The organism is Olleya sp. KKT75 (assembly GCF_055635485.1).
The window spans coordinates 1,796,784-1,811,830 of the sequence record NZ_CM145759.1 but is presented as its reverse complement, the minus strand read 5'-3'; the positions used below and the strand labels follow the sequence as shown (position 1 = coordinate 1,811,830).

Below are 15,047 nucleotides of genomic sequence, written 5' to 3'. Positions count from 1 at the left end.
TTATTTTTTAGATTTTATTGCAACAAAATCTTTTAAATAATAAGGCTCAAAATAGGCGACATCTTCGATGTCGCTTTTTTTATACTTATTAAAACTTAAAGCGCTCATTTGATCTGCAGACGGCAACTTGTTTTCAATGAAAATAGCATTAGGGCTATTTAAAAGTATTTTTGTTTTCTCTACACCATCTCCAACAAAGTAAACCTTACCTGAAGCTAGCTCTTTCTCAAAAGCACTTTCATTCAATATCTGAGCTTCTATGGCTCTTACTACATTATAATCTTTATCAAATATAGCAGAATAGACTTCTAATCGTCTAGCGTCAAGCATAGGTACAATACAACCTGAATCAGCACTTACTTGATGCGCTAATGCTTCTAGAGTAGATATTGATATTAAGGGGATATTTAAAGCGTAGGCCAATCCTTTTGCTGCCGAAACACCAATACGTAAACCAGTATAAGACCCTGGACCTTTACTTACCGCAATAGCTTCTAATTGACTTGAAGTAATATTTGCTTCCTTTAAAACAGCCTCAATATAGACATGCAGTTTTTCTGCATGAGAATACCCATTACCATAATCTTCTTTTAACACCAAAGTCTCCCCTTTATTAGAAAGAGAGACCGAGCAGTTTGTAGTTGAAGTTTCTATATTTAATATATACGCCACTTTTATTCTGTTATTGGTTTACCTAGATAAAAATCTAGCACTTTTGTTTTAAAAATAAAATCATATTTAGCATTTACTAAAGACGCTTCAGCGTTTACTAGACGTAGTCTTGTTTGCTCTATATCAAATGCGTTCATAGCCCCAATATTATAACGCTCTTGTGCATTTTGAAATGCAATATTTTGCGCTTCAAGGCTCACTTTAGCTGCTTCATAAGATCTAAAAGCTGCTTTTGCATCTGTAAATGCACGTTGCACATTAGCTTCTAAAGACAATTTAGTTTGCACTAAACTTAACTTAGCATTCTCTTCTTGTATTTTAGCTTTAGCAACATTGGTTTTATTCTGAAATTGAGAAAAAATCGGAATGCTAATGTTTAATCTAAAACTATGCGCTTTCTGATCGTTTAACTGATTAAAAAACGTGTTTTCAGTTTGAATTAAGTTGGTATAAAACACATTAGATCCAAACCCATAACCTACTGAAATAAATGGTAAAAATCCACTTTTTGAAATATCTGTAGACAATTCTGCATTTTCAATATTCTTTTCAGCAACTTTAACCTCATATCTATTAGCCAATGCATACGCTACAATAGGGGTAGCATCATCATACATTAATTCCGCAGACGGATCATTAACCTCCATTACCTGGACATCAAAACCTTTATAAGGCACTTGTAATAGTTGAGATAACGTTAATAATGAAATATCATAATTATTCTGAGCCACAGTTACACTTTGTAAATCTCTACTTAATGTTGCCTGTGCATCATAAATATTAGCTTGAGGTTGCACACCTGCGTCCACTAAATCTTGTACCTGTTTTAACTGTTTTTCTGTAAATCCATACTGTGCTTCAGCGATTTCAAGATTTTCGATATTAAACAGCACATTTAAATAGGCATTAACCACATTTAAAGAAATATCATCTTTAATTCGGTTTAACTCTAAAGTATTAGTTTCTAGGTTTAATTGTGACTGTTTGTAAAGGTTAGTCAGTCTAAAACCATTAAAGACTGTTTGACTTGCCGACACACTAATATTTGAACTGTTAGATGTCCTATCGACAAACTGACCCGGAAATATTTCTGTATTACCTATTGACAAACTGTGTCCAGCACTACCACTTACACTAGGTAAAAACTGACCCTTTGAAGCTATAATATCTTGCTGATTAGATAACAACGTGTTTTGACCTTGTAATACGGATATGTTATTCTCTAAAGCGTGCGTTACACACTCTTGTAATGTCCATTTTTTGTCTTGCGCTGTTGCTGAAAAACCTATTAACAGCAAAATTAAATACGTTATCTGTTTCATATTAGTCTTCGTCTTCATCGTTATCTTCTTTTGATGCTTTATTCCAAACTTTGATTTTATCACCTTCTTCAACACCATCCTTGATTTCGACATTAATCCCATCAGACAATCCTAATTCTACATCTTTCTTTTCAAATTTACCATCTTCCTTTTCAATTTCAACAAATGGCTTTTCAGTAATTCTATTAAACTGTAGTAAAGATTCTTTTATAACCAAAGTACTATCTCTGCTTTCCATTTCTATTTCAGCATTAGCACTATAACCAGCTCTAATTTTAGTTGATGGTTCCACAGTTACATCTGCTTTTATAGTAAATTGAACTGCTCCATTTTCCTCCATACCTTTAGGCGCTACAAAGGTTAATTTTGCTGGAAACACTTTTTCGTTAATGGCACCTAAAATAACTTTAATGTCTTTACCTTCCTCTAACTTACCAACTTCTGCTTCGTCTACTTTACCTTCAAAAATCATCTTACTCATGTCTGCAATAGTCGCAATAGTTGTCCCAGCATTAAAATTATTACTTTCAATAACTTGGTCCCCTTCACGTACCGGAATTTCTAGTACAGTACCAGGTATAAGTGCTATAATATTAGTATTGGCAGATCCACCACCAGACAACGATCCTCTTTTAATAATTTGATAATTATTTTGTGCTTGACTTAACGTCTCTTGCGCTTGATTTAAAGCCAACTCGCTATTCTCAAAATCTTGTCTTGAAACTACACCTTTATCAAATAAGGTTTTATTACGATCGTATATTGTTTTAGAATTATTGTAAGACAATTTAGCACTAGAAATTTGACTACTTGCTCCTACTAAACTCTGCTCGTTAGGCACAACTCTAATTTTTGCAATCACATCTCCTTTTTTAACTACATCTCCTTCTTCTACAAGGATTTTGTCAATAATCCCTGATATCTGTGGTTTAAGTTCTACTTCTTCCTCAGGATTTAATTTACCTGTGGCTACAGTTTTTGTATTAATTGAAGTATAAAAAGGTGTTGCAGTTTTAAAATCTTCAACCGACTTTGAATTAGAATCTTTGAAATACTTTAACACCATAACAAGTGCTATTACCAAAGCAAGAATTACAATTATTTTTATTGTTTTTTTCATTTTATTTATAGTTTTCTTGGTTGACTTTATATATTTATTGGTTTGTTATACTACTTAAATTACTCTTCTCTTAATGCATCAATGGGCTTAATACTTGTTGCCTTAAATGCTGGTATTAGTCCTATTAATGTCCCTAGAACTATTAAAATTGTTAATGCTATAAAAACAACAGTTATAGATACAGATGCATTTACCAAGACCGCTTCTGGACCTTGACCAAAGAGGGTATCCACTAACATCAAAATTAAACCTCCTGTAATAATACCTAATAAGCCAGCTATTAATGTTATAAATATTGCCTCTAACACAACTTGTCTTTTTATCTCAAAAGGGGTTGCACCAAGTGCCCGACGCACTCCAATTTCTTTTGTTCGTTCTCTAACGGTAATTAATAAGATATTTCCAATAGCAAAAACGCCTGCAAATAATGTTGCTATACCCACAAACCACGTTAGAAACTGCATACCAGTTAAAAATCCTGTAATTTTCTCAAACTCTTTACCTAGGTTAAAACTTCCAAACGCACGATTATCTTCAGGATGGACTTTATTTAAATTTCGTAATATTAATTTGGCATCTGCTTCAATTTGAGAAATATCATAATCTGGTTTACCAGTAATCATCATCCAACCAATATTACCTCCCATATTATAGATTTGCTGAAAAGTGGTAAACGGAATATTCATGTCATCCGACGGTCCCATATTACCTCCCGTTTCAAACATACCAATGACTTTAAAATTCATACCATTAAGTTGAATATACTCGCCAATCATTTCTGCATCTTTCTCAAAAATCTGTTTGTATATTTCTTCCGAAATAGCCACTACTTTTCGGTTTTCATCAATATCTGTTTGATTAATAAAACGACCCTGAATCATTTTCTTTTTCTGAACTTGATCTAGTAGTGGATAATCTCCACTAACACTAAAGTTTCCAGATAAAAAGTTATGTACAACCAATGCTTGATTTCTATTTCTTGGCACTACAAATTCTATCCCTTCAACATTATCCTCGATTTTTTTAGCATCGGTAATTTTAAGTTGCACCTGTCTACCTTCTTGGAAGCCTTTAAATGGCTTACTTGTACTTTGTGCCCATACAAATACACTATTAGTAGCAAAACTACCAAACAGTCTGTTAAATGAGTTTTCTATCCCACGTGCAGAACCCAGTAATACAATAAGTAATAAAATCCCCCACCATACACCAACCATAGTTAATGCAGTTCGAAGTTTATTTTTACCTAAACTATCAAAAACCTCTTGCCAAGTATCTCTCTCTAATAAAAATCGCATAGTTAATCGTTTCTTAGTGCTACAATTGGTTTAATTCTAGATGCTTTTTTAGCTGGTAAATAACCCGCTAAACCTCCTGCAACAATCAGCGTAAATGTGGCTCCAATTACAAGGTTTATACTTACATAAGGATCCTTTATAAAATAGTCTTCTAAACTAGGCCCTATTAATTCTAAGATTCCCATACCCAAAAACAAGCCTAAAAATCCGGCTATAATGGTAATTAAAATAGATTCTAAAAGGATAATTAAGATAATAGAACTTGGTGAAGCCCCTAAAGCTTTACGTATTCCTATTTCTTTAGTACGTTCTTTAACTATAAAAATCATGATATTACTAATCCCAACAATCCCGGCTATTAAAGTACCAAAACCAATAACCAATACTAGAATCCCTAAAATAAAAGTCATTTGGTCTACCGCTTTAGATTCGTTAGCCAAATTACGTACTCTAATGGCACGTTGGTCATTTTGAGACACCATAAAACGGTCTTTAAGTTTTCTTGTCAATAGATTACTAAAACCAATAGCCGCATCAAAATCCATATCTGGATTATAAGTCAAGTTAATTTGATCTATATGGTCATTGTTACCATAAATTTGTTGTGCTGTAGATACAGGCATATAAATGTAACGTTCCTCATTATCTCCACCATCATCTTCAAAAATACCGACAACTTTATATTGTATTCCGTTAAGATTAATATACTTGCCAATTGCTGTCGTTTTAAGAAACAAATCTTCTTCAACTAAACGACCAATAACAACTACTTTGGTTTTGTTTTTTATATCAGATTCATTTATATAACGCCCGTAAGTAACTTTTGTGTTTTCTAAAAATTGGTGATCTGGATTTACAGCACGAACACTGTAACTACTTTTTTCGTTTCTAAAAGTGGCAGTAACGTTAATGTAAATTCTAGAAGTAATGTACTGTACTTTTCCATCAAACTCCTCTTCAATCCATTTTTGGTCTTTATTTTCAAACTGAATTTGTCGTCCCGCTTGCAAACCGTTACTAGCTTTTGATGTCCTTCCTGAATTAATGAATATAGAGTTTTTAGCATCGTCCACAAATGCATTATCAAACGTATTTAATAATCCATTTGTAATACCAAAAAGCAAAGCGAATAACAAAATAGCAAACGTTACTGTAAAACCAGATAATAACGTTCTGGTTTTATTCATGTTAATACTTTGAAATATCTCGCGCCAAAGGTCTCTATCAAACATAATCTGAAGCTCTAACCTGTTCCACAAAAGTATCTTCCATTATTATACCATCCTTTAAACGCACAATACGCTTACACATGCTTGCAATATCCTCTTCGTGCGTTACCATCAAGATTGTTTTACCTTCATCATTTAAAGATTGAATAAAATCCATAATCTCATGAGAGGTTTTTGTATCTAAAGCTCCTGTTGGCTCATCAGCCAATAATAATTTTGGATTTGCTGCTAATGCTCTTGCAATAGCGACACGTTGTTTTTGACCTCCAGAAAGTTCTTTTGGTAAGTGGTGTGCCCAATCTTTTAAACCTACTTTTTCTAAGTGAAATAGGGCTGTTTCAATACGCTCTTTTCGTTTTAAACCTTGATAATATAATGGCAAAGCCACATTATCTAAAGCGTTTTTGTAATTTATTAAATTGAAAGATTGGAATATAAATCCTAAAAACTTATTTCTATAAATAGCTGCTTTTTTCTCGGTAAGATCTTTAATAGGTACATTATCTAAAATGTATTCGCCTTCATCAGCTTCATCTAACATCCCTATGATATTTAGCAATGTAGATTTTCCAGAACCCGAAGACCCCATGATTGCCACCATTTCTCCTTCTTCTACAGATAAATCAATTCCTTTTAAAACATGAAGACTAGAATCGCCAATTGGATACGATTTATGTAGTTTACTTATTTTGAGCATAATGATGGTTTTTTTGATTGATTAGTAACTCAATACACATTAGACTACAAAGGATGGAAATTGTTACAACATTTATCGAAATTTTATGTTAAATGTTGTTATTTGAATATTACGCCTGTTTTTTAACTCTAAAAAACTTCCAATAAATAAAGAACCCAAGTCCAAATACTAAAATATATGGTATAGACATTAAATACACAATACCATCATTAATACCTTTAGCTGCTTTCTGACCTTCCTCATTCTCTAAAACAGCTCTACACATAGCACATTGTGCTGAACTTTTTACAATAAAGAAAAAAGAGACTAGAAAAAAGATTGCTTTTGTTTTCATATTTATTTTTTTGATGACACTTCAACTACACCTAGCATGACAGTATACATTTAAATATAATAAGGCGAAATCATTAAATACACAATAACACCTGTTACAGCTACATACAACCATAACGGAAATGTTATTCTTGCTATTTTTTTATGACGTTCTATATTATTAGTAATTGCTCTAACATAAGTTATTAGCACAAAAGGAATAACAACAATAGATAATGCAATATGAGTTATTAATATAATAAAATAAACAGTTCTGATAGCTCCTTCTCCACCAAATTTAGTAGAATCGCTAGTCATGTGATACGCAACATACATAAGTAAAAAAATGACCGAACAACCAATAGCTGTTTTCATTAATTTTTCATGAAGTACTATATTCTTTTTTTTAATTGCTACAAAAGCAAGCACCAACAGAATAGCTGTTAATGCATTAATACCAGCATATATTGGAGGCAAAAACGTTAAGGGTTTTACATTAAGCCCAAAATCGCTTAGCTTAATAGTAAAAAGTATTGCAACTGCAATTGGAATTATTACAGATAATGCAACAATCCACTTATTATACTTTTTTTCGTTTTGTATGTTTTCTAAATTACTCATATCTAAAAGTTTATGAAACTCTGAAAATTTCCAGAAATATCTAACAGTTTACTCGTTTAATAATTTTGCAATGTCTTGTTTTAAAGCTGTAATTTCTTGTTCAACACCATCTTCATCAACTTTTTCTTGCTCACTTATAACACCTTTATAAAATATTTTCGGGTTACCAAAACTATCTTTTCTAGAACGTAAATACCCTTCTTTATCTACTAAAGCGAAATCTCCTGAATGCTCAAAATTTTCAATATTAACAAAAATATTAAATCCAATATTTGACAACTTATAAATATCTTCTTTTGTGCCAGTCATTAAATGCCAATTAGCACTTGTCACACCGTAATCTACAGCGTATGTTTTTAAAACTTCTGGTGTATCATTTTCTGGATTAATACTAAATGAAGCAATCCCAAAGTCCGGGTTGTCTTTAAATGCATCTTGAATAAGAGCCAAGTTTTTACTCATTCTAGGACAAATAGTTGGACACGTTGTAAAAAAGAAATCAACAACATACACTTGCCCTAAATAGTCCTTATTAGTAATGGTTTTACCATCTTGATCCGTAAAACTAAATTCAGGGACTTTTTTACGTTGCCCGTTAATAATCAAATACTCTAAATCAGATTTACCTTTAACTGCTTTCTTACCATTAACAACCAAGCCCTCACTTCTACTCTCATCAGTGCGACTAATATCGCCACTATTTATGCGTTCTATTATTCTTGGCACGAAAATAATACCAAATAATAAAATAATAAATGAAATCCCTATGTACGAATAATTTGCTTTTTTGCTCATTGTCCCTATATTATTTTGTGTCTCCTTTTAAATCGTCTGCACGTCTTGAAGCTGAGTTAAACTCACCTTTACGTTTTTGTCTATACTCTGTAAACAACACACGTAAATCATCAGCACCCATTATATTTTTAAGCTCTGATACTTCTGATGCATTATATGCTGTAAGCGGATAAGCTTCTCTCCCTTTTTCCTTTTCAATTTTAGTACGACTATCTAGACGTCCACGTTGGTTTAGTTCTTTATCAATTATAAAAGCTTTGCTTGTGGCTAAGTTAAAATCTAACACCTCACTAGTGCGTAAACTATTAAACATTTTTCTGGTATCAGAATCATCTAACTGAACAAACTTCCAATACTTAAGCTCCCCGTATTTAGTCAACTCTTTTCTTAGCCTAGAGGCAGCTTCTTCTGCATCTTTAGACACCAGAGAAATAACTTGAAATTTTTTGAAACCTTGAAACTTATCGTAAATCAATTCTTTTAAATTAGAACACTCTACAACTAAGGCTTCTGGATCTTTACCTAAAAAAGTTAATACAGTAATATGATCTTCTAATTGAACATCTGTATTTGCTGACGTTAAATTTTGAATGTCTAACACATTATTTTTAACTACTTCTAATGGATTGTAATTGTTTGTAGATGGATACAAAAACAATAAAAAGATAACAGGAAGAAAAAACAAAACACTTAAAACAATACCTTTTTTTACATTCTTTTTGTCCATAATACTTGCGGTGTTTTTTAAAATACAAAAATAAAAAAGGTGGCTTTAATAAACCACCTTTTTAACTATATATTATACTGATTTCAATCTAGAAATCTCTTTTGATAAATCCTTTGTCATATACGTCAAAAACGTAACCACCTTCTTGTAATAAGATAAAGACTAAGTAACAGATCAGGAAAATAGCTGTCCATACTACCGCACGTCTTAATCCTGGTAATTCATCACGCATGTGCATGAAGTCCCAAGTGATATAATATGCTTTTACTATTGTAAGTATAATAAAGATCCAGTTTAATAGTTTCATCCCTAAAACCATACTAGCTCCCCATGATGGCTTATAGATACCTAATACAACCTCTACAGCTGTAATAATAGATAATAAGATTAATACTCCCCAGATTTTTTGAGTGTTAGATTTAAACTTTACTAAACCTCTAAATATTTCTAATTTATGTGCGTCTGCCATGATATGTCTTTTCTATTTTTATTAAACTAGGTAGAAGAATGTAAATACAAATACCCATACTAAATCTACAAAGTGCCAGTAAAGTCCAACTTTCTCAACCATTTCGTAACTCTTACGTCTTTCGTATGTTCCTAAAACAACATTAAAGAAAATAATGATGTTTAAAACAATACCCGATACAACGTGAAATCCGTGAAATCCTGTTATAAAGAAAAAGAAATCTGCGAATAATGGTGAACCGTATTCGTTAACTTGAAGGTTTGCACCTTGCACAACAGCTTTACCGTTGTTTTTGATTTGCTTTAAAGATTCTGCTCTAGATAAGATAGTCTTCTCACCTTCCTCATTAATAATTTGAGTTCTAACTAAAACATTAGTGTTAGCCTCCATACCTTTAACAACGTCTGAGACTTGGTAAGCAGGTAACGTACCTTCTCCAACAAACCATAATCCGTTTTTACGTTCATGGTCTACTCTATCTGTATGCGCAGCAGTAGTAAAATCTGAAATAGCGACACGTTTAAATGTTTTTTCGCCATCTATGGTTACATACTCTCCAAACTGTAATATGTTACCACCTTTAGTTTGAACAGCACCAAAATCTCCTTTAATAAAAGTATTCCATTCCCAAGCTTGAGAACCAACGAATATTATACCACCAATAATAGTAAGAAACATGTACCATGTTACTTTTTTCTTATTCATGTGATGACCAGCATCAACAGCCAATACCATTGTTACGGAAGACATAATTAAAACAAACGTCATAAACGCTACATAAATCATTGGATAGTTTCCATGAAAAAATGGTATGTGCGTAAAAACTTCATCTGCAATTGGCCAAGCATCAATAAATTTGAATCTTGAAAAACCGTAGGCTGCTAAAAAACCTGAGAATGTTAATGCATCTGATACGATAAAAAACCACATCATCATCTTACCATAACTTGCTTTTAGCGGTTCATTACCACCTCCCCAAGTCTTTCCATCTGTATCAGTAGTTGCAACTGTAGTATTCATAGTGTTAAATTAGTTGTTAAAATGTGGCACAAAAATAATCAATTTATTCAGTTAAAAAAATAGCAAACTCTAATTTTATACTATCTAAATAAGCTTTTTGGCCTTATTGTATCTATTTTATTTAGTTTAGAAAAAAGTATAGGAAGAAAAATAGATAAATCCAAAGCAAATCTACGAAGTGCCAAAAGGTTAAAGCTAACTCAAATCCAACAATGTTTTCTGCGGAATATTTTCCACGTAAGTGATTGACTAACACAACCAAAACAGGTATCAACCCAACTACAACATGTACAATATGCACTACTGCAATTAAGTAAATATACGTTACGGTAATGTTACTTGTTGGTCCTGTAAAATTATAACCTAAATCGATTATCTGATTAAATCCTCTAAATTGATTGTACACAAAAAATAATCCTAATAAAAATGTAGTAATCAACATTGCGGTAGTTAACCCCTTATTACCATTTAATAGCGCTTTTTTAGCTGCCATAAATGTTAGACTACTAACAATCATAATAATAATGCTTATCCAAAATGGCTGAGGCATTGTAAAATCCTGAAGCCAATCTGGTCTAGAGCTACTTACAATAAAAGCACTTGTCCATCCTGCAAAAGACATGATTAAAGACGCTATACCAAAGTAAAGCATCATTTTTTTTGCACGTCCAGTTTTCTCTTCTAAAGTCCCTTGAGTTAAATCCATTTTATCTTATAAATTTATCAATTACATATACAATTTGTATTAATGTAATGTATAATACACTTGATAGCATTAATTGTTTTGCTGCTTTTTCAGTCATGTTTTTATACAGTTTAATAGCATAAAACAACATCATCAAGCCTAAACCAAATACAATAATTGCTGCTACTACAGATAACTTTAGTTGTCCCGTTACACCAAACACTGGTACAATTGACACTAAAATAGTCCAAATAGTATATAACAACACTTGTATCGCAGTCCCTTTATCTTGTTTTCCTGTTGGTAACATAAAAAAGCCACCACGTTTATAGTCTTCAAATAAAAACCATCCAATTGCCCAAAAATGCGGGAATTGCCAGAAAAATTGTAAAGCAAATAATGTCCCAGACTCAATACCAAAATCATCTGTTGCTGCAACCCAACCTAACATAAAAGGAATAGCTCCCGGAATAGCTCCAACAAAAACAGATAATGGTGTTTTTGTTTTTAATGGCGTATAAACACTAGTATATAAAAATATTGATATTGCTCCAAACATGGCTGTCTGCGCATTAATAGTATATAAAATTGCAATCCCTAAAATGGTAAATATACATGCAATTGCAAATGCCGTATTTACTGTCATGCGTCCAGAAGCAACTGGTCTGTTTTGCGTACGATGCATTAAAGCATCTAAATCTTTTTCGATAATTTGATTAAATGCATTACTAGCACCAACCATAAAATAACCTCCTAGAGATAGAAGTAAAACAATTTTTAAACTAATGGTATCTGCTCCTAAAAAATAACCAGCAACTGACGAAAACACGACACTTAAAGACAAGCGCATCTTTGTGATTTCTTTAAAATCTGATATAACTGTATGTTTTATTGTGGGTGTTGCTGTTGTACTCAAACCAACGCTATTTTTTTTGCTGATGCAAAGATACTGCTAATTGACTATTTAGCATAAAAAAAGCGCAAGGTTTTTATAGTGTAATGGATATCCTTGATTTACATATCAAAATACCAATTGAACAAATCAGTTCTGACACCAAAATTAATCCAAACCGTACTATTATTTAAAACCGAAGGGGTTTCTGCTTCTGGATTATAGTTACGGTAACTTAAATTAACAAATGCTTTTAAATTAGAAGCCGGATTAACTAAATACCCCAATTGAGCACTCGCATTTAAGGTAGTTGTTTTTATACCTTGGCCTATAGTAACGCCTGTATCAAATGGTCTGTCATTATAATTTCTATAAATATCTCCACCGTAACTAAAATTATCAGTTCCGTCGTTTACATCAAAACCTCTTATCCCTGCAATCATCTTAGCTTCTCCAAACCAACGTTCTTTTTGATAACGCCCAATTAATACTAACTCTCTAAAGTTTGCGCCCCAAAGATGAGCCATGGGCTGATTGTTATGCGCATAGTTTAAAACAATGGTGTTGTGAGAATACGTATATGGTCTGACTTGGTTATATTCTGCTTGAAGCATTAGATTTTTCGTCTTAAATGCATTGTACCATTTTGCGCCTAACTGAAACCCATATTTGTTTTTCCAACTTTTATTACCTCCTGTAACATCGCTTAACGAAAATTCGTCTAAAATAAATTGACCATATACGTTAGCATTATCACTTAATTTATATTTCCCTGATGCTCCTAAAATAGCATTTCCTGCACCTTGACCAGTTTCAAATTCTATAGCTCTAAAAAAGATTAACGGATTTAAATAATTAATATCAAAACCACGATCATTACTATTTTCCCAAATTACAGATTCAAATAAACCTAAATTAAATCGCTTAGTAACGTTCCAACTTAAGTAATGGTTGGCAATATATTTTGTTCTAAAAGCTTTATCAAGTGTAACATCATCGCGTACATCCTTTAGCCACGTCCAAGTATTGGTGTATTTAATATTCCAAAATTTAGTATTCAATTTTAAATATGGATATGGACTAGACACGTCACTTTGCAATAAACTTCTATAACCATCTCCAATAAACTGTTTACCGTGTCCAAATTGAATATTTAAAAACTTAGCTGGAGAATAAGATAAATAGGCTTCGGCAACAGGATAATCATAGGCATCTTCCTTAAATCGTTTTGCAATTCCACGACCAGGAATAATTGCTGGATCAGGACCAAATGCTTTTAAACTTTCTGCATATTGATTATAATATTGTGCAAAACGACCTTGACTTTCGTAAACCGATGCAGAAAAACTAAGCTTGTTACCCAACCCTCCTTGAATGTATGCCCCACGTGTATTATTGTAAGTGTAACTAAAATCGGCATCTGTATCTTTCCCTAATTGTAAATCTAAAATCGGGTCTATAGTTAACCAATAGTCTTTACTTTCTAACTGCACTAAATGCTCGTTCCATAACTTACGCCCAGCCCATGACTGAGATGTCCTCTGAAGCGCCTCATTTTCGTCCTCAAAATCATAATAATTAGACACCTCTTCATACCTGTACGGTTTTGAAGCTGTATGATTATTAGTACCTATTCTATTAACGTCTTGATCAAATCTTGAATAATTTTCATGAGAAAACGGAACATTAACCTGACTTTTATATGCTTTGTCTGTGTATTTAACTAATGATTTTTGAACACTATCAAACTCTTGTTTTGCTTTTTGTTGCAATACTGTCAATTCTTCAATTGGGTTAACAATCATATCAGTATCGGTCGTAGCCGAAGTAACAATAACATTACTTGGTATGTTATTTTCGTTTAATGGAAAATACAACGTCATACTATATTGCTTAAACGTTGGATTACCATTATATGTAGCAGGTTTAATTTTAGGAAAAGCAGAAAACACACGAGACGTCTCTTTTTTTAAAGCTGAATTCTGAGCATCAACATAAATAGTTTTAAAAAGACCATCTTTAGTAACTTCAAAAATAACTGCTATTTCTCCAATGTAATCCCTCTTAACTGATTCTGGCAAATTAAACTGAGCATATAAAGCTTTATATACTTCTTGATTAAAACAATGATCTAATTGTTTTAAATCCGTTTCTTGACAATTTTCAAAACGAGGAGACACTTGATATACAGTTGTATCTTGTCCATAAGACAACGTAGAAAACATTATAAATAGTCCTAAAATGAAAGTTTTCATATTTAGTTGGAAGTTTAAATTTAGCCGAAAGATACTGCTTTTTATTAACGCTTTAAAACTGAAAAAGTCGTTATCTAAAAAAGATAACGACTTTAAATATTACTGATTTTAACTTAATATTTTACTTCGAAAATTATTGGTAAAGAATACAAAACAGAAACTGGCTCACCACCTTGCTCCCCTGGTTTCATTTGTGGCACTTTATCCACCACACGATTTGCTTCTTTTTCTAAATCCTTATGCGGTGCACGTGTACTCATAATCTCAACAATTCCAGATTTATTTATTCTGAAATTAACATATATACGTTGCACACCTTCTCTTAAACCAAGCTCAGCACCTAAATTTCTATCAAATTTTTTCTTAATTAATTTAGCTAATTTATTAGACATACATTTTTTACGCTGATCATTACTATTAGCACTTTCGCATCCTGGGTAAACGGGTACCTTTTCAACAAAATTAATATGCACTTCCTCCTCTGGTTCTATAACGACTAATGACTTTTCATCTAAAGAGGGTTTTGTGCCTACTGGTTTAGTTGCGTGAACAATATCTGAAATTAAATTTTGTTCTGTGATTTTTTCATCTGGAGTATCATTTGGCACCATTGTTACGTTATCTGGACGCACAGGTTGTTTAGATACAGGCTCTGAAGTCTCTACAGCATCAGGCGCTACAGAAATAACAGGAGCAAACATATAATCCTCTTCAACGTCAGCTTTTGCAGTAACAGGCACTTTAAAATCTTTTGTTTCGAATTGATACTCCAATGCACCATACGCAGCTAACAAACACATTATTAATCCAATTTGGAAATATAATGCTGTGTTAGTTTTTAGGTTAACATCCTTTTTTTGAGGTTTCCTTACGTTTTCTTCAACTTTTTTACTAAAACTTTCTTTTTTACTTGAAATCATCATAATATCTATA

At 32.4% G+C, this 15,047-nt stretch carries 16 protein-coding genes; all 16 read right to left on the bottom strand.

Annotation, left to right across the window (positions count from 1 at the left end; translation table 11 throughout):
- Positions 1–672, bottom strand: coding sequence for a tRNA (adenosine(37)-N6)-threonylcarbamoyltransferase complex dimerization subunit type 1 TsaB (gene tsaB, locus ACZ2G2_RS07935; RefSeq protein WP_101201946.1), 672 nt, complete (start codon positions 670–672; stop codon positions 1–3).
- A 2-nt stretch (positions 673–674) separates the two neighbouring features.
- Positions 675–1,994, bottom strand: coding sequence for a TolC family protein (locus tag ACZ2G2_RS07930; RefSeq protein WP_470391760.1), 1,320 nt, complete (start codon positions 1,992–1,994; stop codon positions 675–677).
- Position 1,995: 1 nt separating this feature from the next.
- Positions 1,996–3,114, bottom strand: a complete 1,119-nt coding sequence (locus tag ACZ2G2_RS07925) for an efflux RND transporter periplasmic adaptor subunit (protein ID WP_470391759.1) — start codon at positions 3,112–3,114, stop codon at positions 1,996–1,998.
- Between the two features lie 59 nt (positions 3,115–3,173).
- The gene (locus ACZ2G2_RS07920; RefSeq protein WP_470391758.1) at positions 3,174–4,412 is read right to left on the bottom strand and encodes an ABC transporter permease; all 1,239 of its coding nucleotides are present in this window, start codon (positions 4,410–4,412) and stop codon (positions 3,174–3,176) included.
- 2 nt (positions 4,413–4,414) lie between these two features.
- Positions 4,415–5,644, bottom strand: a complete 1,230-nt coding sequence (locus ACZ2G2_RS07915; RefSeq protein WP_470391757.1) for an ABC transporter permease — start codon at positions 5,642–5,644, stop codon at positions 4,415–4,417.
- Positions 5,637–6,338, bottom strand: a complete 702-nt coding sequence (locus tag ACZ2G2_RS07910; protein ID WP_470391756.1) for an ABC transporter ATP-binding protein — start codon at positions 6,336–6,338, stop codon at positions 5,637–5,639. Before ACZ2G2_RS07910 ends, ACZ2G2_RS07915 begins: the two co-directional genes overlap by 8 nt.
- A 109-nt stretch (positions 6,339–6,447) precedes the next feature.
- Positions 6,448–6,672: a hypothetical protein gene (locus tag ACZ2G2_RS07905; RefSeq protein WP_470391755.1), complete on the bottom strand. Its 225-nt coding sequence runs from the start codon at positions 6,670–6,672 to the stop codon at positions 6,448–6,450.
- Positions 6,673–6,722: 50 nt separating this feature from the next.
- Complete coding sequence (locus ACZ2G2_RS07900; protein ID WP_470391754.1) at positions 6,723–7,271, bottom strand: DUF420 domain-containing protein; 549 nt, start codon at positions 7,269–7,271, stop codon at positions 6,723–6,725.
- A 48-nt stretch (positions 7,272–7,319) separates the two neighbouring features.
- Positions 7,320–8,066: an SCO family protein gene (locus ACZ2G2_RS07895; RefSeq protein ID WP_470391753.1), complete on the bottom strand. Its 747-nt coding sequence runs from the start codon at positions 8,064–8,066 to the stop codon at positions 7,320–7,322.
- A 10-nt stretch (positions 8,067–8,076) separates the two neighbouring features.
- Positions 8,077–8,793 (bottom strand): hypothetical protein, encoded by a 717-nt coding sequence (locus ACZ2G2_RS07890; RefSeq protein ID WP_101201953.1) that lies wholly within the window; start codon positions 8,791–8,793, stop codon positions 8,077–8,079.
- 88 nt (positions 8,794–8,881) lie between these two features.
- Complete coding sequence (locus tag ACZ2G2_RS07885) at positions 8,882–9,262, bottom strand: cytochrome C oxidase subunit IV family protein (RefSeq protein ID WP_101201954.1); 381 nt, start codon at positions 9,260–9,262, stop codon at positions 8,882–8,884.
- Positions 9,263–9,283: 21 nt separating this feature from the next.
- On the bottom strand, positions 9,284–10,282 hold the full coding sequence (locus ACZ2G2_RS07880) for a cytochrome c oxidase subunit 3 (protein ID WP_470391752.1): 999 nt from the start codon (positions 10,280–10,282) through the stop codon (positions 9,284–9,286).
- A gap of 121 nt (positions 10,283–10,403) precedes the next feature.
- A complete protein-coding gene (locus ACZ2G2_RS07875; protein ID WP_101201956.1) occupies positions 10,404–10,988 on the bottom strand; it encodes a cytochrome c oxidase subunit 3 in 585 nt (194 codons plus the stop codon).
- A 1-nt stretch (position 10,989) separates the two neighbouring features.
- Positions 10,990–11,883 (bottom strand): heme o synthase, encoded by an 894-nt coding sequence (gene cyoE, locus ACZ2G2_RS07870; protein WP_090836368.1) that lies wholly within the window; start codon positions 11,881–11,883, stop codon positions 10,990–10,992.
- Between the two features lie 98 nt (positions 11,884–11,981).
- Positions 11,982–14,114 (bottom strand): gliding motility protein RemB, encoded by a 2,133-nt coding sequence (locus ACZ2G2_RS07865; protein ID WP_470391751.1) that lies wholly within the window; start codon positions 14,112–14,114, stop codon positions 11,982–11,984.
- A gap of 113 nt (positions 14,115–14,227) precedes the next feature.
- The gene (locus ACZ2G2_RS07860) at positions 14,228–15,037 is read right to left on the bottom strand and encodes an energy transducer TonB (protein WP_470391750.1); all 810 of its coding nucleotides are present in this window, start codon (positions 15,035–15,037) and stop codon (positions 14,228–14,230) included.
- Between the last annotated feature and the right edge of the window lie 10 nt (positions 15,038–15,047).

What these genes read in the sequence shown, in the direction of transcription:
- ACZ2G2_RS07860 (WP_470391750.1), bottom strand. Translation starts at nt 15,037, where the DNA reads ATGATGATTTCAAGTAAAAAAGAAAGTTTTAGTAAAAAAGTTGAAGAA.
- ACZ2G2_RS07905 (WP_470391755.1), bottom strand. Translation starts at nt 6,672, where the DNA reads ATGAAAACAAAAGCAATCTTTTTTCTAGTCTCTTTTTTCTTTATTGTA.
- ACZ2G2_RS07865 (WP_470391751.1), bottom strand. Translation starts at nt 14,114, where the DNA reads ATGAAAACTTTCATTTTAGGACTATTTATAATGTTTTCTACGTTGTCT.
- ACZ2G2_RS07890 (WP_101201953.1), bottom strand. Translation starts at nt 8,793, where the DNA reads ATGGACAAAAAGAATGTAAAAAAAGGTATTGTTTTAAGTGTTTTGTTT.
- ACZ2G2_RS07875 (WP_101201956.1), bottom strand. Translation starts at nt 10,988, where the DNA reads ATGGATTTAACTCAAGGGACTTTAGAAGAGAAAACTGGACGTGCAAAA.
- ACZ2G2_RS07925 (WP_470391759.1), bottom strand. Translation starts at nt 3,114, where the DNA reads ATGAAAAAAACAATAAAAATAATTGTAATTCTTGCTTTGGTAATAGCA.
- ACZ2G2_RS07900 (WP_470391754.1), bottom strand. Translation starts at nt 7,271, where the DNA reads ATGAGTAATTTAGAAAACATACAAAACGAAAAAAAGTATAATAAGTGG.
- ACZ2G2_RS07915 (WP_470391757.1), bottom strand. Translation starts at nt 5,644, where the DNA reads ATGTTTGATAGAGACCTTTGGCGCGAGATATTTCAAAGTATTAACATG.
- ACZ2G2_RS07895 (WP_470391753.1), bottom strand. Translation starts at nt 8,066, where the DNA reads ATGAGCAAAAAAGCAAATTATTCGTACATAGGGATTTCATTTATTATT.
- ACZ2G2_RS07910 (WP_470391756.1), bottom strand. Translation starts at nt 6,338, where the DNA reads ATGCTCAAAATAAGTAAACTACATAAATCGTATCCAATTGGCGATTCT.
- ACZ2G2_RS07885 (WP_101201954.1), bottom strand. Translation starts at nt 9,262, where the DNA reads ATGGCAGACGCACATAAATTAGAAATATTTAGAGGTTTAGTAAAGTTT.
- ACZ2G2_RS07880 (WP_470391752.1), bottom strand. Translation starts at nt 10,282, where the DNA reads ATGAATACTACAGTTGCAACTACTGATACAGATGGAAAGACTTGGGGA.
- ACZ2G2_RS07920 (WP_470391758.1), bottom strand. Translation starts at nt 4,412, where the DNA reads ATGCGATTTTTATTAGAGAGAGATACTTGGCAAGAGGTTTTTGATAGT.
- ACZ2G2_RS07930 (WP_470391760.1), bottom strand. Translation starts at nt 1,994, where the DNA reads ATGAAACAGATAACGTATTTAATTTTGCTGTTAATAGGTTTTTCAGCA.